This window comes from Thermophilibacter immobilis, assembly GCF_015277515.1.
Lineage (GTDB): Bacteria > Actinomycetota > Coriobacteriia > Coriobacteriales > Atopobiaceae > Thermophilibacter > Thermophilibacter immobilis.
This window is the reverse complement of sequence record NZ_CP063767.1, coordinates 1,164,411-1,182,057: the sequence shown is the minus strand read 5'-3', so window position 1 is coordinate 1,182,057 and position 17,647 is coordinate 1,164,411. Positions and strand designations below refer to the sequence as shown.

The 17,647-nt window shown below is 69.6% G+C and carries 14 protein-coding genes and 4 tRNA genes; 12 read left to right on the top strand and 6 right to left on the bottom strand.

The window, feature by feature from the left end; translation table 11 throughout:
* Positions 1-142 precede the first annotated feature (142 nt).
* The 9 genes from pyrH to INP52_RS05230 all read left to right on the top strand — a co-directional run bounded on the left by pyrH (position 143) and on the right by INP52_RS05230 (position 9,710).
* Complete coding sequence (gene pyrH / locus INP52_RS05270; protein ID WP_194369684.1) at positions 143-871, top strand: UMP kinase; 729 nt, start codon at positions 143-145, stop codon at positions 869-871.
* On the top strand, positions 868-1,413 hold the full coding sequence (gene frr / locus INP52_RS05265; RefSeq protein ID WP_194369682.1) for a ribosome recycling factor: 546 nt from the start codon (positions 868-870) through the stop codon (positions 1,411-1,413). The genes pyrH and frr overlap by 4 nt, the downstream gene beginning before the upstream one ends.
* Positions 1,414-2,199 (top strand): isoprenyl transferase, encoded by a 786-nt coding sequence (locus INP52_RS05260; protein WP_194369680.1) that lies wholly within the window; start codon positions 1,414-1,416, stop codon positions 2,197-2,199.
* On the top strand, positions 2,196-3,146 hold the full coding sequence (locus tag INP52_RS05255) for a phosphatidate cytidylyltransferase (RefSeq protein ID WP_194369678.1): 951 nt from the start codon (positions 2,196-2,198) through the stop codon (positions 3,144-3,146). Before INP52_RS05260 ends, INP52_RS05255 begins: the two co-directional genes overlap by 4 nt.
* Entirely contained in the window at positions 3,143-4,342 is a 1,200-nt protein-coding gene (gene dxr / locus INP52_RS05250; RefSeq protein WP_194369676.1) for a 1-deoxy-D-xylulose-5-phosphate reductoisomerase, read from the top strand. The genes INP52_RS05255 and dxr overlap by 4 nt, the downstream gene beginning before the upstream one ends.
* The gene (locus INP52_RS05245) at positions 4,339-5,724 is read left to right on the top strand and encodes a M50 family metallopeptidase (RefSeq protein WP_194369674.1); all 1,386 of its coding nucleotides are present in this window, start codon (positions 4,339-4,341) and stop codon (positions 5,722-5,724) included. Before dxr ends, INP52_RS05245 begins: the two co-directional genes overlap by 4 nt.
* A gap of 9 nt (positions 5,725-5,733) precedes the next feature.
* On the top strand, positions 5,734-6,822 hold the full coding sequence (gene ispG, locus INP52_RS05240) for a flavodoxin-dependent (E)-4-hydroxy-3-methylbut-2-enyl-diphosphate synthase (protein WP_194369672.1): 1,089 nt from the start codon (positions 5,734-5,736) through the stop codon (positions 6,820-6,822).
* A 107-nt stretch (positions 6,823-6,929) separates the two neighbouring features.
* Positions 6,930-8,630, top strand: a complete 1,701-nt coding sequence (locus INP52_RS05235) for a proline--tRNA ligase (RefSeq protein ID WP_194372879.1) — start codon at positions 6,930-6,932, stop codon at positions 8,628-8,630.
* Between the two features lie 51 nt (positions 8,631-8,681).
* Positions 8,682-9,710 carry an alpha-hydroxy-acid oxidizing protein gene (locus INP52_RS05230; RefSeq protein WP_194369670.1) on the top strand — a complete coding sequence of 343 codons (1,029 nt, stop codon included), beginning with the start codon at positions 8,682-8,684 and terminating at the stop codon, positions 9,708-9,710.
* 260 nt (positions 9,711-9,970) lie between these two features.
* Here INP52_RS05230 and INP52_RS05225 read toward each other — a convergent pair.
* The 6 genes from INP52_RS05225 to INP52_RS05200 all read right to left on the bottom strand — a co-directional run bounded on the left by INP52_RS05225 (position 9,971) and on the right by INP52_RS05200 (position 14,426).
* Positions 9,971-10,046: transfer RNA gene (locus INP52_RS05225), tRNA-Ile, on the bottom strand.
* A 41-nt stretch (positions 10,047-10,087) separates the two neighbouring features.
* A tRNA-Ala gene (locus tag INP52_RS05220) sits at positions 10,088-10,163 on the bottom strand.
* A gap of 201 nt (positions 10,164-10,364) precedes the next feature.
* Positions 10,365-12,182, bottom strand: a complete 1,818-nt coding sequence (locus tag INP52_RS05215; RefSeq protein ID WP_194369668.1) for an ABC transporter ATP-binding protein — start codon at positions 12,180-12,182, stop codon at positions 10,365-10,367.
* Positions 12,183-12,307: 125 nt separating this feature from the next.
* Positions 12,308-12,383: transfer RNA gene (locus tag INP52_RS05210), tRNA-Ala, on the bottom strand.
* Positions 12,384-12,387: 4 nt separating this feature from the next.
* A tRNA-Val gene (locus tag INP52_RS05205) sits at positions 12,388-12,462 on the bottom strand.
* 122 nt (positions 12,463-12,584) lie between these two features.
* A complete protein-coding gene (locus INP52_RS05200; RefSeq protein ID WP_194369666.1) occupies positions 12,585-14,426 on the bottom strand; it encodes an acyltransferase family protein in 1,842 nt (613 codons plus the stop codon).
* Positions 14,427-14,650: 224 nt separating this feature from the next.
* Here INP52_RS05200 and INP52_RS05195 point away from each other — a divergent pair, with 224 nt between their 5' ends.
* The 3 genes from INP52_RS05195 to INP52_RS05185 are packed head-to-tail and all read left to right on the top strand — an operon-like array spanning position 14,651 to position 17,646.
* Positions 14,651-16,645, top strand: coding sequence for an ABC-F family ATP-binding cassette domain-containing protein (locus INP52_RS05195; RefSeq protein ID WP_194369664.1), 1,995 nt, complete (start codon positions 14,651-14,653; stop codon positions 16,643-16,645).
* On the top strand, positions 16,638-16,931 hold the full coding sequence (locus INP52_RS05190; protein ID WP_194369662.1) for a hypothetical protein: 294 nt from the start codon (positions 16,638-16,640) through the stop codon (positions 16,929-16,931). Before INP52_RS05195 ends, INP52_RS05190 begins: the two co-directional genes overlap by 8 nt.
* A 22-nt stretch (positions 16,932-16,953) precedes the next feature.
* The gene (locus tag INP52_RS05185) at positions 16,954-17,646 is read left to right on the top strand and encodes a site-2 protease family protein (RefSeq protein ID WP_228478264.1); all 693 of its coding nucleotides are present in this window, start codon (positions 16,954-16,956) and stop codon (positions 17,644-17,646) included.
* The last annotated feature ends 1 nt before the right edge of the window (position 17,647 follow it).

Below are 17,647 nucleotides of genomic sequence, written 5' to 3'. Positions count from 1 at the left end.
GCGAAGCGCTTCGCCGGCCCCCTTTGTGTGCACGCTTACCACGCTCGCCCGCGTCGGGTGGGAAGGCCGGGTGGGCTCTGGTAGAATCGTTGGGTGGATCGAGCCGCGTGTGCGCGACTCAGACAATCGAGTGGAGGTTGGCTTGTCTGACATCAGGTACAAGCGCGTGCTGCTCAAGCTCTCCGGCGAGGCCTTGATGGGAGGCCAGTCCTTTGGCATCGACCCCGCGGTCCCCCAGCGGCTCGCCGAGGAGATACGTCCCGTCTACGAGGCCGGCACGCAGGTCGCCATCGTCGTGGGCGGCGGCAACATCTTTCGTGGCCTGTCGGGTGCCGCGGCGGGCATGGACCGCGCCCAGGGCGACAACATGGGCATGCTCGCGACGGTCATCAACTCCCTGTCCTTGCAAGATTGCTTCGAGCGCAACGGCATGGACTGCCGCGTCATGAGCGCCATCGAGATGCGCCAGATCGCCGAGCCCTACATCCGTCGCCGCGCCATCCGCCACCTCGAGAAGGGCCGCGTCACGATCTTCGCGGCCGGGACCGGCAACCCCTACTTCACGACCGACACGGCGGCCGCCCTGCGCGCGTGCGAGGTCAACGCCGAGGTCCTCATGAAGGCCACCAACGTCGACGGCATCTACGACGCAGACCCCAAGACGCACCCGGACGCCGTACGCTTCGACACCATCACCTATCGCGAGGTCCTGCGCCGCGACCTCAAGGTCATGGACTCCACGTCGACGGCCCTGTGCCATGACAACAAGATGCCCATCATGGTGTTCGACATCAACCACCCGGGCGTCTTCATGAAGGCCATCTGCGGTGAGAGCGTGGGAACCACCGTCGTCGAGGAGGACGAACAATGAGCCAGTACACGGACAACGCAAGCAAGTCGATGGACAAGTGCATCGAGGCCCTCAAGGCCAACTTCTCCCGCGTGCGCACGGGGCGCGCAAACCCGCACATCCTCGACTCCATCAGGGTCGACTACTACGGCCAGCCCACCCCCGTCACCCAGCTCGCGGGCGTGAAGGTCCCCGAGGCCTCCATGCTCGTCGTCGAGCCGTGGGACAAGACCTCCCTCAAGGCGATCGAGAAGGCCATTGAGACCTCCGACCTCGGCATCACGCCCTCCAACGACGGCGCCTGCATCCGCCTGCCCTTCCCCAAGCCCACCGAGGAGCGTCGCCGCGAGCTCGCCAAGGAGTGCAGCCAGATGGCCGAGGAGGGCCGCGTCGCCGTGCGCAACGTCCGCCGCGAGGCGAACGGCAAGGTGGAGCGCGACGAGGAGCTGCCCGAGGACGTGCAGACGCGCGAGAAGAAGGCCATCCAGAAGCTGACCGACTCCCACGTCGCCCTGATCGACGAGCTCCTCAAGGCCAAGACGGCCGAGGTCATGGAGATCTAGGTGCTGCCCGATCTTGACAAGCTACGGGAGTACTACGCCGAGGCACCCTCCGATATCCGCCTTGAGGACGTGGACCTCGACCGCATTCCCTCCCACGTCTCCGTCATCATGGACGGCAACGGCCGCTGGGCGACCGCGCGCGGCCTCGACCGCTCGCGCGGCCACGTGGCCGGCGTCGACTCCCTGCGCGAGGCCGTCACGACGAGCGTTCGCCTGGGCCTCGACGTCTTGTCGGTCTACGCCTTCTCCACCGAGAACTGGCGGCGGCCCCAGCGCGAGGTTGATCTCCTCATGCACCTCTTCGCGACGACGCTCGTGAACGAGCTGCCCCTCTTTCACCAGGAGAACGTGCGCCTGCGCTTCCTGGGGGACCTCGACGGGCTTCCCGACAAGACGCGCCGCGTCTTCCAGAGCGGCCTCGACGCGACCCGAGACCACACGGGCATGACCTTCGCGCTCGCCGTCAACTACGGCTCGCGCGCCGAGATTGCCCGCGCGGCGCGCCAGATCGCGCGGGAGGTCCGGGCGGGGACCCTCTCGCCCGACCAGGTGGACGAGTCCGCGCTCGCAGAGCGCCTCTACACGAGGGGCCTGCCCGACCCCGATCTGCTCGTCAGGACCTCCGGCGAGCTCAGGCTCTCGAACTACCTGCTCTGGCAGCTCGCCTACACCGAGTTCTACGTCACGGACACGCTCTGGCCCGATTTCTCGCGCTGGGATCTCCTGCGCGCCGTGGCGTCCTACCAGGGGCGCGCGCGGCGCTTCGGGGGAGTGGTGGGCTCGTGACCAAGCGCCGCGAGGACGAGGGCCCCGTCTCGGGGGCGGGCCTCGACCGACAGATCGACCGCCTCGAGGCGCGGCGCGCCTCCAAGGAGGACCGCAGGAGCGAGGGGAGCCTTCCCGCGCAGAAGGTGCGCGGCACCGCCGAGAAGCTCCTCACGCGCACGACCTCGGGGGTCATCTACGCGGTCGCGACGCTCGCGTGCCTGTTCGCGGGCCCCTGGATGACGACCCTGCTCATCGTCGCCGAGGCGTGGCTGTGCTGCTCCGAGTTCTTCCGCGTCTGCCGGCTGGGCGGGCGCATGCCCAACGAGACCCTCGGTCTGGCCGCGGCCCTGCTCTTCCCCGTGGCGGCGCGCGTGCGCGGCCTTCTCGCCCTGACGCTCGTCGTCTTTGTGCTGCTCATGGGCTGCGCGATCTGGTTCGTCTTCAACCCGCGCGCGAGCATCGCCGACGTCGCGGTCACGGCCTTCGGACCCCTGTACACCTCGCTCGCCTTCTCGAGCGTCGTCTTGCTGCGGGTGTCCGACCCCGGCCTGGGCGGGGCGCTGCTCACCCTGGGCGTTATGCTGTCAATCTGGGCCAACGATGCCCTGGCCTACTTCGTGGGCTCGTCGATCGGCGCTCACAAGCTCGCCCCGCGCATCTCGCCGCACAAGAGCGTCGAGGGGCTCGTGGGGGGCATCGTGGGCTCCGTCGCCATCTGGGCGCTTCTGGGCACCTTCGTCGTGCCCGAGCTTGGCGTCGCCACCTGCATGGTCTTTGGCCTCGTCGTGGGGCTTGCCGGCGTGATAGGCGACCTCTTCGAGTCGCGCGTCAAGCGCGGCGTGGGCGTCAAGGACTCGGGCAACCTGCTCCCGGGCCACGGGGGCCTGCTCGACCGCTCCGACTCCCTGCTCTTCGGGTGCATGACCGCCTACTTCCTGCTCCTGTTCGGAGGTGTCCTTCTGTGACCATCTTCGAGGACACCGCTCCTCGCTCCCCCCGCACCTACCCGCTGCGCGTCGCCGTTCTCGGCTGCTCGGGCTCGATCGGCTCCCAGACGCTCGACGTCTGCCGCCGCCACGCCGACCGACTGCGCGTGGTCGCCCTCTCGGTGAGGTCCTCGACCGAGAGGCTCTGCGCCTCCGCGCGCGAGTTCGGCTGCGCGCACGTGGCGGTGGCCGACCCCGCCCGCGCGCACGACGGCGCCCTCGAGGGGCTGCCCGCCGGCTGCGTGCTCTCGTCCGGTCCCGCCGCCGCCACCGCGCTCGCCTCGCTTCCCGACGTCGACGTTGTGGTCAACGCCCTCGTAGGCTTCGCGGGCATCCACGCCGGCTACGCCGCGCTCGCCGCCGGCAAGGTTCTCGCCTACGCGAACAAGGAGTCCATCGTCGTGGGGGGCGACCTCCTCATGCCGTTCGCCCGACCGGGGAGGCTCCTGCCGGTCGACTCCGAGCACAGCGCCATCTTCCAGTGTCTGGTGGGGGAGAGCCCCCAGAACGTGAGCCGCATCTGGCTCACCTGCTCGGGAGGGCCGTTCTACGGGCGCGTCCGCGCTGAGCTCGCCGGCGTGAGCGTCGCCGAGGCCCTGGCGCACCCCACGTGGAGGATGGGCGCCAAGATTACGGTGGACTCGGCGACCCTCATGAACAAGGGGCTCGAGGTCATCGAGGCCCACCACCTCTTCCAGCAGCCCATCGACCGCATACGCGTCCTCGTGCACCAGCAGAGCAGAATCCACTCGATGGTGGAGTTCGTCGATGGGATCGTGAAGGCCCAGCTCGGCGGCTCGGACATGCGCGCCCCCATCCAGTACGCCCTCAGCTACCCGGATCGCTGGGAGGCCGCCTGCGAGCGCGTCGACTGGTGCGCGGCCGACCCCCTCACCTTCGGGGAGGCCGACGAGAAGACCTTCGGCTGCTTGGCCCTGGCTCGCGAGGCGGGACGCGCGGGCGGGACCCTGCCCTGCGCGTTGAACGCCGCCAACGAGGTGGCCAACGAAGCCTTTCGCCGGGGCCTGTGTGGTTTTCTCGACATCGAGCGGATCGTGTCGTCCGTCATGGACGCGAGCTCTGCCGAACGGGTAGAGAGCGTGGAACAGCTCGTCGAGGCCGACGAGCGCGCTCGCGCGCTCGCCTCGGCCGCCCTCTTGGAGGTTCGCCCTTGAGCACCGTCGCATCCGTCCTCTCAGCCGTCTTCTGGGGGCTCCTCGTCCTCTCCGTGCTTGTCTTCGTCCACGAGGGCGGCCACTACCTGGCGGCCCGCGCGTTCCACGTCCGGGTGACCGAGTTCTTTCTGGGGCTGCCCTGTCGCTGGCGTCTCTCGCGCAGGAGCGCGAAGGTGGGCACCGAGGTGGGGGTCACCCCCCTCCTCCTGGGTGGCTACACGCGCATCTGCGGTATGGAGGGCACCGCAGACGAGCTCCTCGCGGCCGCCCTCGCCTGTGTCATGCGCCGCGGGCGCGTGAGCGCGGCCGACCTCGCCGGAGAGCTGGGCTGCGACACTGAGCGCGCCTACGGCCTTCTGGCCACGCTCACGGACTGGGCGGCGGTGCGGCCCTTCTACGACGCCGAGCTGGGGGAGAGCCCCGCACAGCGCGACTACCCCGCCGCCTTTGAGACCCTCGCGCGCGACGCCAATCTCCTGACCGAATACGACCGCGGCCACGACTTCTCGCTTCTCGGCTCCACCGCGGCGGGCGAGCCTCACAGGACGGGACTCACCGACGGGGAGCTCCTCGCGCACGAGCGGGACCGCACCTACCAGGGCGTCGGCTTTCTCAAGCGCTGCCTCATGCTGCTCGCCGGCCCCGCCGTCAACATCGTCCTCGCCTTCGCGATCGTGACCTGTGCGCTCATGGTCCACGGCGTGGACTACGCGGCCAACGTGAGCACGCTCGGGGGCGTGGAGGCGTCCTCGGTTGCCGACGAGGTCGGCCTCGCGGCGGGGGACTCGATCACCGCCGTGGACGACACCTCGGTCGCGACCTGGGACGAGCTCGTGGACGCCCTCTCGCCGCATCTCGAGGCGGGGGAGGACTTCTCCCTCACCTACGCGCGCGACGGCGAGACCAAGACCGTGGAGGTGGACCTGCCGGACGGCGAGCCCACCGAGGCGCTCGGCATCTACTCGAGCGTGGCGACCTATCGCCCCACGCTCGCCGAGGCCGCCCAGGCCTCCGTCGCCTACGCGGGGGAGGTGGCGAGCTTCGCCGTGCGTCTCGTCATGCCCCAGCACACGATGGAGGTGCTCGGCCAGTCGAGCTCGATCGTGGGCATCGCGGTCATGGCCTCAGACGCCGCTTCGACCGGCCCCTCCAACCTCGCCCTGCTCGCGGCGGCGGTCTCCATGTCACTCGGCTTCATGAACCTGCTGCCCATCCCGCCGCTCGACGGCGGCAAGATCCTCATCGAGGTCGTGCAGCTCGCCCTGCGCAGGCCGTTGTCGACGCGCGTCCAGAATGCCGTGAGTCTCGTCGGGCTGGCCTTCTTCGCCCTCGTCTTCCTGGTCGTCGTCAGAAACGACGTCCTACGCTTCGTGATTGGCTAGGTGATCCACATGCTGCTGACGTCAGCGGGGGCCGCGAGGGCCCCGCGCGAGCTCACCCGCCGGGTGAGCGTGGGGGGCGTGGAGGTGGGCGGCGGCGCCCCCGTGTGCGTGCAGTCCATGTGCACGACCAGGACCTCCGACGCCGAGGCCACCCTCGCCCAGATAGGATCGCTCGCCCAGGAGGGCTGCGAGATCGTGCGCGTGGCCGTCCCCCAGGCCACCGCGCTCGACGGCTTCGAGGAGATCTGCGCGCGCTCGAGCCTTCCCGTGGTGGCCGACATCCACTTCGACCACCGGCTCGCCCTCGAGGCCTGCCGGCGCGGGGCGCACGGCCTGCGCGTGAACCCCGGAAACATCGGCAGCTGGGAGCGCGTGGACGCCGTCATCGACGAGGCTGGGGCCGCCGGCGTGCCCATTCGCATCGGCGTGAACGCGGGCTCGCTCGACGAGCGCGTGGCCGAGAGGGACGACCTCACGCTCGTCGAGAAGCTCGTCGCGTCGTCCGTCTCGTTCGTGGAGCACTTTCGCGCGCGCGGCTTCGACGACCTCGTGGTCTCGGCCAAGGCCCACGGCGTCCCCACGACGGTGGCGACCTACCGGGCACTCTCGGCCGAGCTGCCGGACGTCCCCTTGCACGTGGGGGTGACCGAGGCGGGGACGCTGCGCCAGGGCACCGTCAAGAACTCCGCCGCCGTGGGGGCGCTGCTCATGGAGGGCATCGGCGACACGATGCGCCTCTCGCTCACCGCCGACCCCGTCGAGGAGGTTCGCGTGGCCTGGGACCTGCTCTCGGCCGTGGGCCTGCGCCGCCGGCGCCCCGAGCTCGTGAGCTGCCCCACCTGCGGCCGCTGCCAGGTCGAGCTTATACCCATCGCCGAGGAGGTCGAGCGGCGCCTGGCCGACGTGGTCGCCCCCATCTCCGTCGCCGTCATGGGCTGCGTCGTCAACGGCCCCGGCGAGGCGAGAGACGCTGACCTCGGCATCGCGTGCGGGAAGGGGCAGGCGCTGCTCTTCGCAGACGGCAGGCCGCTGCGCAAGGTGGCCGCCGAGCGCATCGTCGACGAGCTCTTCGCCGAGATAGGCCGTCGCTTCTCGTAGCGGCCCCGCACGCGGTCGTTTGTCATAGAATCGTCAGGGGGCGCGCGACTCGGCGCCCCTCGTTGCTGGACCGAGGGAAGGACCCCGCTTTGAAGCGCTACCAGAAGATGTCTCGACTCTACGCCCCCACGCTCAAGGAGGACCCCGCCGAGGCGGAGCTCGCGAGTCACCGCCTGCTCCTGCGGGCCGGCATGATACGCAAGCAGGCGGCGGGCCTCTACACCTACCTGCCGCTCGCCTGGCGCTCCCTCATGAAGATCGAGGCCATCGTGCGCGACGAGATGGACGCGCGCGGCGCGCAGGAGTGTCTCATGCCCATCATGGTCGACGCCGACATCTGGCGCGAGAGCGGCCGTTACGACGCGTACGGTCCCGAGCTCATGCGTCTCTCCGACCGCCACGAGCGCGAGTTCGTGCTCGGGCCCACGCACGAGGAGACGGTCACGGACCTGGTCAAGCACGAGCTGCGCAGCTACAAGCAGCTGCCGCTCAACCTCTACCACATCCAGGACAAGTTCCGCGACGAGATGCGTCCGCGCTTCGGCCTCATGCGCAGCCGCGAGTTCATCATGAAGGACGCCTACTCCTTCAACGCCACGCAGGAGAGCCTGCAGGAGAGCTACGACGGCATGAAGGAGGCCTACGCGAGCATCTGCGCCCGCTGCGGCCTCAAGGCCCTGCCCGTCGTCGCCGACTCGGGCCAGATCGGCGGGGACACCTCCGTCGAGTTCATGGCCCTGGCCGACGCGGGCGAGGCCTCGCTCGTCTACTGCGACGACTGCGGCTTCGCGGCCGACGACGAGGCGGCCGCCACGAGGGTGGCCGTCACCGAGGGCCCGGGCGACGGCGCGCTCGCCAAGGTCCGCACCCCGGGCCTGGGCACGATCGAGAAGGTCGCGGAGTTCTTCGGCTTTCCCGAGAGCGGCACGCGCAAGGCCCTGGCGCTCGTGGACGGCGAGGGGAGCCCCGTGGTGGCCATCGTGCCCGGCGACCACGAGATGAACGAGGTCAAGGCCGAGCACGCCTTCGGTGTCTACCATCTTATGAGCGAGGAGGAGCTCGAGGGGGCGGGGCTGCACAAGGGCTTCATCGGGCCCGTGGGCCTGCCCGCCGGCGTGCGCCTCGTCTGCGACGAGAGCCTGCGCGCGTCCACGAGCTGGACCTGCGGGGCCAACGAGGCCGACTACCACTACACGGGCGCGCGGCCTGGCCGCGACTTCGAGGCCGACGCGTGGGCCGACCTCGTGAGCGTGCGCGCGGGCGACCCCTGCCCTCGCTGCGGCAAGCCCCTGTCGGGCGCACGCGGCATCGAGGTCTCCCAGGTCTTCCAGCTCGGCACCAAGTACTCCGAGGCCATGGGGGCCACCTTTGCCGACGAGTCCGGGGTCGAGAGGCCCCTCCTCATGGGGTGCTACGGCGTGGGCATCTCGCGCACCCTCGCGGCCGTGGTCGAGCAGCACCATGACGAGCGCGGCATCTCGTGGCCCGTCTCGGTGGCCCCCTACGAGGTCGAGGTCGTCGCACTCACCGTCGGCGACGACGTCGTCGGCCCCTGCGCCCAGCGCCTGGCCGAGGAGCTCTCGGCCGCGAACGTCGAGGCCCTCCTGGACGAGCGGGGCGAGCGCGCCGGCGTCAAGTTCGCCGACGCCGACCTCATCGGCCTGCCGTACCAGGTCATCCTCGGCAAGCGCGGCGTTACCGCCGGCACCGCCGAGGTCAAGGTGCGCGCGACGGGCGAGCGCCTTGACGTGGCCCTGGACGAGGTCGCGGACTGGCTCGCCGAGCGCGTGGGCTCCGAGCGCGCGTAGAGATCTTCTGCGAGGGGCTGCGGGGGTGCGGGCTAAGGAGAGAGGTTTCTCATGACATATGCCGAGCTTGCGGCCGCCGCGCGCGGCAACATCGGGCCGTACTGCAAAGCCTGCCCCGTCTGCAACGGCAAGGCGTGCGGAAGCGCGATGCCCGGGCCGGGGGCCAAGGGCACAGGAACGGTCGCCGTCAAGAACTGGGAGGCGTGGCAGGCGCTCTCGGTCAACATGGACACCCTGCACGAGGCCTTCTCGGCCTCCACCGCCACGCGCGTCCTGGGTCGCGAGCTGTCCGTGCCCGTGATGGTGGGCCCCGTGGGCGACGTCCAGCGCCACTACGGCCAGAAGTACGACACGACCGGCTACAACCGCTGCGTCCTTTCGGCCGCCTCCGAGGAGGGCACGCTCGCCTTCACGGGAGACGGCATGGACGCGCGCATCATGTCCGAGGCGACGGCGGTCATCTCCGAGCTGGGCGGATGCGGCGTCCCCACGGTAAAGCCCTGGGACGCGGCCACGCTCGAGGTGCGTCTCGCCCAGGCGCTGGGGGCCCATCCGGTCGCCGTGGCCATGGACATCGACGCGGCGGGCCTGCCCTTCCTCAGGGGCCACGTCCCTCCCGCAGGCGCCAAGGGCGCCTGCCAGATCGCCGAGGTCGCGGACAGGTGTCACGCGGCGGGCACTCTCTTCTTGCTCAAGGGCGTGATGACCCCGTCTGCGGCGCAGCGCGCCGCCGATGCCGGCGTGGACGCGATCGTGGTCTCTAACCACGGCGGGCGCGTGCTCGACGGCGTCCCGGCCACGGCCGACGTGCTGCCGTCCGTCGCGCGCGCCGTGGGAGACGATGTCGCGGTCCTCGTGGACGGCGGCGTGCGCTCAGGCCTGGACGTCTTTCGCGCTCTCGCGCTGGGGGCGCGGGCCTGCCTCGTCTGCCGTCCGTTCGTGGTGGCCGCCTTTGGCGGGGGGGAGGCTGGCGTGCGCGACTACCTCGGAGAGCTCTCCGGCGAGCTCTCCGACGTCATGGAGATGTGCGGTGCGGCCACGGTCGACGACATCTGTGCGGACATGCTCTGGCAGGGGTAGCGCCTCCGCGGGCGTTTGCCACGCCACTCCCTCTCTGCGGGCTCCTTGCGTCGCTTTTCTCGTCTGAGACGCCGCAAGGAGCCCGCTCTGTGAGATCCGGCACTCTCGGTGGGGCGCTTCATGCGCTTTTAGAGCGCCAACAGCCGCATCTGCCCCGCCTGTCTTTTTTCGGCGTCTCAAGCGGGCGTTTCACGCGGTCGAGAAGCGCACGCATACGAAAACGGCCCGGACTCCAAGGGGAGTCTGGGCCGCTGCATGTGTGGTGGGCCCGGCAGGATTTGAACCTGCAACCCAGGGATTATGAGTCCCCTGCGCTAACCGTTGCGCCACGAGCCCCTATGAAAAAGGCGACGACCGGAGCCGCCGCCGAGATAACGTGGTGGAGAATAGGGGGTTCGAACCCCTGACCTCGTGACTGCCAGTCACGCGCTCTCCCAACTGAGCTAATTCCCCATGCGTTCGCGCAGAACACTATACCAGAGGAGCGCGGGCGGTCAACCGCCATTCTGAATTTCTCGCGAGACGAGCTCGGAGGGTACGAACGTGGTGAGCCTGCCGCCGTGCACAGAAAGACGCCGGAAAGGCGCCCGTCCGTGCGCGGTGGCAGGCTCGGCGAGAAAAACGCGCCGTGGAGCGCCCGCGCGCTCGCGCTCCCTACTCGCTGCCCAGAAAAGAGCCGCTCTGGCGGCCCCACAGGCGCGCGTACTCGCCGCCGGCGGCCACGAGCGCGGCGTGGGTGCCGTCCTCCACGATGCGCCCCTCCGAGAGCACAACAATGCGGTCCAGGCTCGCCACGGTCGACAGGCGATGCGCCACCACGATGGAGGTGCGGCCGCGCATGAGGTTCTCGAGGGCGTCCTGGATGAGCTTCTCGCTCTCGGAGTCCAGGGCGCTCGTGGCCTCGTCGAGCACGAGGATCGGCGCGTCCATGAGGATGGCGCGGGCGATCGCGACGCGCTGGCGCTGGCCGCCGGAGAGCTTGACGCCGCGCTCGCCGACCTGGGTCTCGAGGCCGTCCGGGAGCCTCTCGACGAACTCGAGGGCGTTGGCCTCGCGCGCCGCCCGCACGACCTCGTCCTCGGTGGCCTCGGGGCGGCTGTAGGAGATGTTCTCGCGGATGGAGCGGTGGAACAGCAGGGGCTCCTGGGGCACGTAGGCGATCTGGCGCCTGAGGCTCACCTGGTGGACGTGGGCGATGTCCTGCCCGTCTATGCAGATGCAGCCGCCCTGAAGGTCCTGGAGGCGCAAAAGGAGCGTCGTGAGCGTGGTCTTGCCCGAGCCCGAGCGGCCCACGAGCCCCACGCGCTGGCCGGCGGGGATTCTCAGCGTGAGGCCGTCGAAGACGCAGTCGCGCTCGCTCGCGTCGGCGTAGTGGAAGCGCACGTCGTCGAAGTCGATGGCGCCGCTCGTGACCGCGAGGTCGGGGGCGCCCTCGTCGTCGGCTACCAGGCGCGGCTCGTCCAGAATGACCGTGAGGTCATGGGCGTCTCCCAGGGCCTGGTTGATCTGCTGGAACATCGAGTTGAAGTAGTTGAAGCGGTTGGCGAGGTTGTTCGTGTAGGTGAAGATCATGACGAGCGTGCCCGCCGAGATGCCGAACCAGGCGTGGCCGCCCACGATGAAGACGGCCGTGAGCGCCATCATGAGTACGATGAGGGTGCTCGTGGTCGCCCCGGTCCGGATGGTGTGGCTCATGCGCGCCGCGCTCGTCGTGCGCACGTCCTCGTTGGCGCGCCTGAACAGCGCGCGCTCGTAGGACTCGCGTCCGGAGGTCTTGACGGCCATGATGTTGGTGATGGAGTCCGACAGCTCGCCGGAGAGGCGGTTCTGCGCCGCGGAGGCCTCGGCGTTGAGGGGCAAGATCTTGCGGTAGAGCTTGAACACCACGACCACGTAGACGACCAGGATCACGCTGAGCAGCGCCACGTAGACGGGAACGAGCGGCGCGAGCATGCCGATGGTGAAGACGATGCTGGCCGCGCTGGGGAGAAGCGTGTAGGTGAGCGTGCGGATGAGGCTTGAGTAGGCGGCGACGAACTTCGAGGTCGAGCTCACGAGCGTGCCGCCGTAGCGATTGGCGTGAAACGTCATGCTCTGGTTGGCGAGGGTGTCGAAGGCGAGGGCCCCGAGCTCGTAGCTGCCGGCGATGTCGAGCTTGGAGACGGTGTAGTCCTGGAGCTTGCTGCAGGCCTGGCCGGCCACGTTGGCGCCGACGAGGGCGAGGACGTAGGGGCCGAAGGTGGAGAGGACCTCGTCAGGGGCCACGCCGCCCGCGCCCACCGCGTCGACGATCTGGCCCACCACGAGCGGGTTCACGAAGGTGAGGAAGAACACGTAGCCCACCGTCACCAGGACGTCGGCCGCGAACAGGAGCCCCTGCGTGGCCGTGACCCGCCAGAAGTGCGCGAGCGTCCGCCTGGTGACTGAGGGGCCCCTCGTGCCCCGCGCGCCTCTCTTGTCTGCCTGTGCCATGCCCGTCCCTTCGTCGCCGTTTCCCCTAGCTTACGACAGGGGGCACGGCTGCGTCACCTGAGAGGCCGCGAGGGGGCCAAGCAAAGAGGGCCGTCGGCATCAAAGCCGGCGACCCTCGTCGTGTGTGGTGGAGAATAGGGGGTTCGAACCCCTGACCTCGTGACTGCCAGTCACGCGCTCTCCCAACTGAGCTAATTCCCCGATCTGGTGGGCGATGCTGGATTCGAACCAGCGACCCCTTCCGTGTGAAGGAAGTGCTCTACCCCTGAGCCAATCGCCCGCGTACGTGCTAGAGCATCATAGCAAAAGACGCGTCGCCGCGGCCGGGAAATTTCCCCTCTCCGCAAAGGTCCCCTCTCGCCTCCGCCGAGAACCACGGGCGGAGGCGAGAGGGGGGTGCGTCTAGCGACCCGTGATGGCGCGACGCAGCATCATGACATAGGCCTCAGCCCCCTCGGGGCGCAGGTGGGTGCCGTCGCCCCAGAACCACTCGTCGTGACCCTCGCTCTCGGCGTGCCAGTCGACGACCTCCACGTTGTCGTAGTCGGCGGCCACGTCCACGAGGGTCTGGTTGTTGAGGTCCTGCAGCGCGAGCGGCACGCGCACCGTGACGAGAAAGACCCGCTTGTCCGCCCCGCAGGCGTCGATGAGGGCCCTGACCTGCTCCTCGCGGGCCACGCCGTTGTCCGCGACCGACCACACCACGTTGTCGGCTCCGTGGCCGTCGGCCACGCACTGCTCGTAGACGGCGGGCGCGTCGTAGATCTGGCGGCCCACCTCGGCGTCGATCCAGCCGTTCGGAAAGACGCTCTGGAACTGGGAGGCGGCGCCCGCCGGGACCGAGTCCCCGATCAGGAGCACGCTCGCGTCGGTGGCGCCGGTCTGGGCGTCCACCGCGTAGTTGAGGTTGTTGATTGTGTCCACGGCCGCGGCGAAGGCGGTGCCGGCCAGGTAGGTGTCCGAGACGTCGTAGCTCGGGGCCTCGGCCTCCGACGCCGCCGTGAGGGGGCCCTTCTGGTCCGCGGGCACGCCCGTCGCCGTGGCGTCGAGGGGCACGACGGCCAAGACGAGCACGGCCAGCGCCCCCAGGGCCTCGAGGGCAAGGGCCGGCGCCGACTGGCCGGCGAGGCGGGCCCTGAGCGCTCCCCCCTCGCTCGGGCGCTCGAACAGGCGCCAGGACAGCTCGGAGACGGCGGCTATGAGCGCGAGCTCGAGGGCCCAGCCCCACCAGGGCAGCGCGGTCGTCCTCGTGGCGGGGTTCATCACGAGCAGGAGCGGGTAGTGCCACAGGTAGAGGGCGAAGCCGCGCCGGCCCGCCGCGACGAGGGGCGCCCAGCCGAGCGCGCGGGCGAGCAAACCCGGCGCGGGCCGCGCCACCACGCCCACGAAGAGGGCCGTGAGCAGCGACACGAGCAGGATGCCGCCGCGATAGGCGAAGTCGGAGTAGCCATTGAGCGTTACCATCATGAGGCCGATAAGGGCGAGTGAGGCTGCCCCGGCCACATCGTAGGCCCAGCCGGGAAGCGGGCGCGCCGCCTCGGAGCGCTCGGCCCCAAAGCGGGCGGGAAGGCTCAAGCGCCAGCCGCGACCGCGCGTCAGAAGGGCGCAGAGTGCGCCCACGAGCAGCTCCGCGGCGCGCGTGTCGGGCGCGTAGTAGATGCGGGTGGTGTCGCCGGTGGGGTCGTAGAGCAGCGCCATCTCCACGGCCGAGGCGCACGCGAGCGCCGCGACCACGACGCACGCGCCGCGCCGATGGCGCACGACGTGCGACAGGAGCTGGAGCGCGAGCGGCCACACGAGGTAGAACTGCATGGTGACGCCCAGAAACCAGAAGTGCGTGAGCGGGGAGGGGAGCCCCGCCGCGGCGAAGTACGAGACGTTGCGCACCAGGTAGGAGAGGTTGCCCACGAACAGCAGGCTGGGCAGGGCGTCGCTTTTCACCTTGGGCAGAAGGGGTGCCGCGAACAGGGCGCACAACAGCGCGCTCACCCCCACGACGGCGAGCATCGTGGGCAGAAGGCGCCCCACGCGCCTCATGAGGAAGCGGGGGTAGTCGAGACGGCCCGTGCGCGCGATCTCGCGCTCGACGGAGAGGGTGATCAGGTAGCCGGTCAGGACGAAGAAGACGCTCACGCCCAGGTAGCCACCGGGAAGCCAGGTGGGGTTGGCATGGTAGACAACGATGGCGGCGATGGCGAGGACCCTCAGGCCGTCGAGGGCCCCGATCTTGCGGGAGCTTGGCATACGCACTCACTTTCAAGGTGCCGCGCCCCAGGGGCGCATCGATTTCTCGCCTGCCATTCTATCGCCTCGCGCGCCCGGGTCGCCGCTCGCCTTCAAGAAGCCTGAAACTCGTCGAGCGGACCGCCCGGCCGCATGAGGCAGGGGCTTCTCGCGTAGTTTTTGGACAGCCCCGGCGCAACCCCTATACTGGTGAGCGTTTGGAACACGAGCAGAAACGAAACGCCTTGATAGCACTCGCAGACAAGATCACGAAGTCCTTCGGGGGCCGCGTCCTGTACGTGGCCGCCACGCTGCAGCTCAACGCCGGGGAGCGCTGGGCGCTCGTGGGGCCCAACGGCTCCGGGAAGACGACGCTGCTCAAGATTATCATGGGCCTCGAGTCCGCCGACGAGGGCAGCGTGAGCTTCGCGCGCGACGCCACCATCGGCTACCTCGAGCAGGAGGCCACGCTCGCCGGCTCCAAGTCCGCCCTCGCCGAGGTCGTCGACTCGGCCCACGAGGTCAAGGAGGTCGAGCGCCAGGTCACGGAGCTGGAGCGCAAGATCTCGAGCACGCCCCCCGGAGACGAGCTCGACGCCCTGCTCGAGCGCTACGGCCGCGCCCAGGACCGCTTCGAGCGGCTCGGCGGCTACGAGCTCGAGAGCCGCGCGCGCGCCATCCTCGCCGGGCTGGGCTTTCCCGTCGAGGACTTCGACAAGCCCGCGCGGGACTTCTCGGGAGGCTGGCAGATGCGCATTGCCCTCTCCAAGCTCCTCCTGCGCCATCCCGACCTGCTGCTCCTCGATGAGCCGACCAACCACCTCGACCTCGAGAGCGTCAAGTGGCTCGAGCAGTTCCTCGCCGGCTACGACGGCGCGGTCCTTCTCGTCTCGCACGACCGCGCCTTCATGGACGCCTGCGTCTCCCACGTGGCCGCCCTCGAGAACCGCAGCCTCAAGACCTACACGGGAAACTACGTGGGCTACCTGCGCCAGCGCGAGGACAACCTCGAGCAGCTGCGCGCCAAGCGCGCCGCCCAGGAGCGCGACATCGCCCACATGGAGACCTTCGTCGAGCGCTTCCGCTACAAGCCCACCAAGGCGCGCCAGGTCCAGGAGCGCGTGAAGAAGCTCGAGCGCGTCCGCGAGGAGCTCGTGGTCCTGCCCGAGAGCTCCAAACGCGTCCACTTCCGCTTTCCCGAGCCGCCCCGCACCGGCGACATGGTCATCCGCCTCGAGGGGGTCTCCAAGTCGTTCGGCGACAACCACGTCTACTCCGACGTCGACCTCACCCTCTATCGCGGAGACCACGTGGCGCTCGTGGGCCCCAACGGTGCGGGCAAGTCCACGCTCATGAAGCTCGTGAACGGCAAGCTCGCGCCTGACGACGGCACCGTCACCCTGGGCCAGAACGTGACGCAGGCCTACTACGCCCAGCATCAGCTCGAGGAGCTCAACGAGGCCAATACCGTCATGGCCGAGATGGACAGCGCGGCGCCCGGCTGGAGCACCTCCGAGGAGAGGCGCCTGCTCGGGGCGTTCCTGTTCCACGGCGACGACGTCGACAAGCGCGTGAGCGTGCTCTCGGGCGGCGAGCGGGCACGACTCGCACTGGCCAAGATGCTCGTCTCCCCGGATCCGCTGCTCATGCTCGACGAGCCGACCAACCACCTCGACATAGACTCGGTCGACGTGCTCGAGCGCGCCCTCGTGGACTTCCCGGGTACGATCGTGGTCATCTCGCACGACGAGCACCTCGTGCACGCCGTGGCCAACAAGGTCGTTGACGTCCGCGATCACCGGGTGAACGTCTACGAGGGCGACTACGACTACTACCTCTTCAAGCGCGCCGAGCTCGAGGCCGCGGGCGCGCGGCCGACCGACGCAGGTGCCCCGGCACCCGTCCCTGGTCCCCGCGCCGAGGCTACGACGGAACCCGCCGGCCGCAACGTCAAGACGCGCGAGCAGCGTCGCGCCGAGGCCGAGAGGCGCAACCGCAAGAACCGCGCGCTCAAGCGCGAGCGCAACCGTCTGAAGGAGGTCGAGTCCGCGCTCGAGCCGGCGAGGGGCCGCTACGACGAGCTCGTGTCCCTCATGGCCGACGAGGGCCTCTACAACGACGCCAAGCGCTTCGACGCCTGCCTGGCCGAGTACAACGCCCTGTCCAAGAAGATCCCCGCGCTCGAGCAGGAGTGGCTCGAGCTCTCCGAACAGCTGGAGGAGGCCGAGCGCGATGCGTAGCCCGTGGGCCTCGCACGCGCTGGGCGCCCTCGCCGTGATCTCTCGCGCGCTCTCCTGGGCGCTCGCGGCGCTCGTCGCGGCCGACGCGCTTCTCGCTGGCTGGTCGCGCGGCTGGCTCCTGGCGGTCAACGAGGTCGTCTCGCAGCTCATACCGGCCCTTGTCCGGGGGCTCTTCGTGTTCCCGACCTTTGTCGGCGGCGCCTTCCGGGGCGACTTCGCCCTGGTGGCCCTCGTCCTTATCGTGCTCGACTGGATCTTCTGCCGCATCGCTGCCTCGCTGCGCTGACGCCGCGAGAGGGGAGCCCCGCTTGTATTCCACAGACCGCCTCATATCGATCGTCCTCACCGTCGCGCTCGTCATGGTCTCCGCGATCATCCACGAGGTCGCCCACGGCTGGGTGGCCCTGCGCTGCGGGGACACCACGGCCAGAGACGCCGGTCGCCTCACGCTCGACCCCCGCGCCCACCTCGACGGATTCGGCTCGGTGGCGCTGCCGCTCATCATGGCGATCGTGGGCGGTCCCGTCTTCGCCTTCGCCAAGCCGGTCCCGTACAACCCCAATCGCCTCGCGCACCCCCGCCGCGACGAGCTCCTCGTGGCGCTCGCCGGTCCCGCGTCCAACCTCCTGCAGGCGCTCGCGGGCACGGCCCTCGTCGCGCTCGCGTGGGACTGGGGGGTCCCTGCCGTCTCCTCGGGCGCCATGGCGCCCGTCGCGTTCTCCTGGGTCCTCAGGATCCTCACGACGTACGTCTCGGTGAACCTCGTGCTCTGCTTCTTCAACCTGATTCCCCTGCCGCCGCTCGACGGCTCGAAGGCGGTGCTGTTCTTCCTCATGGGAGAGGCGAGAAGGAAGTACTACGAGCTGCAGCAGTACGCCATGGTCCTGCTCATCGTCGCCCTGTACGTGCTGCCCACCTTCCTGGGGGTGGACCCGCTCGGCGCCTACCTCGACGCTACGGCCGGATCGCTCTTTGGCCTTCTGATGGGCCTGGTGGGATAGT

Bases quoted from the DNA above. Each gene is read 5' to 3' on its own strand.
- frr (WP_194369682.1), top strand. From the start codon at position 868: ATGAGCCAGTACACGGACAACGCAAGCAAGTCGATGGACAAGTGCATC.
- ispG (WP_194369672.1), top strand. From the start codon at position 5,734: ATGCTGCTGACGTCAGCGGGGGCCGCGAGGGCCCCGCGCGAGCTCACC.
- INP52_RS05235 (WP_194372879.1), top strand. From the start codon at position 6,930: ATGTCTCGACTCTACGCCCCCACGCTCAAGGAGGACCCCGCCGAGGCG.
- INP52_RS05230 (WP_194369670.1), top strand. From the start codon at position 8,682: ATGACATATGCCGAGCTTGCGGCCGCCGCGCGCGGCAACATCGGGCCG.
- INP52_RS05215 (WP_194369668.1), bottom strand. From the start codon at position 12,182: ATGGCACAGGCAGACAAGAGAGGCGCGCGGGGCACGAGGGGCCCCTCA.
- INP52_RS05200 (WP_194369666.1), bottom strand. From the start codon at position 14,426: ATGCCAAGCTCCCGCAAGATCGGGGCCCTCGACGGCCTGAGGGTCCTC.
- INP52_RS05190 (WP_194369662.1), top strand. From the start codon at position 16,638: ATGCGTAGCCCGTGGGCCTCGCACGCGCTGGGCGCCCTCGCCGTGATC.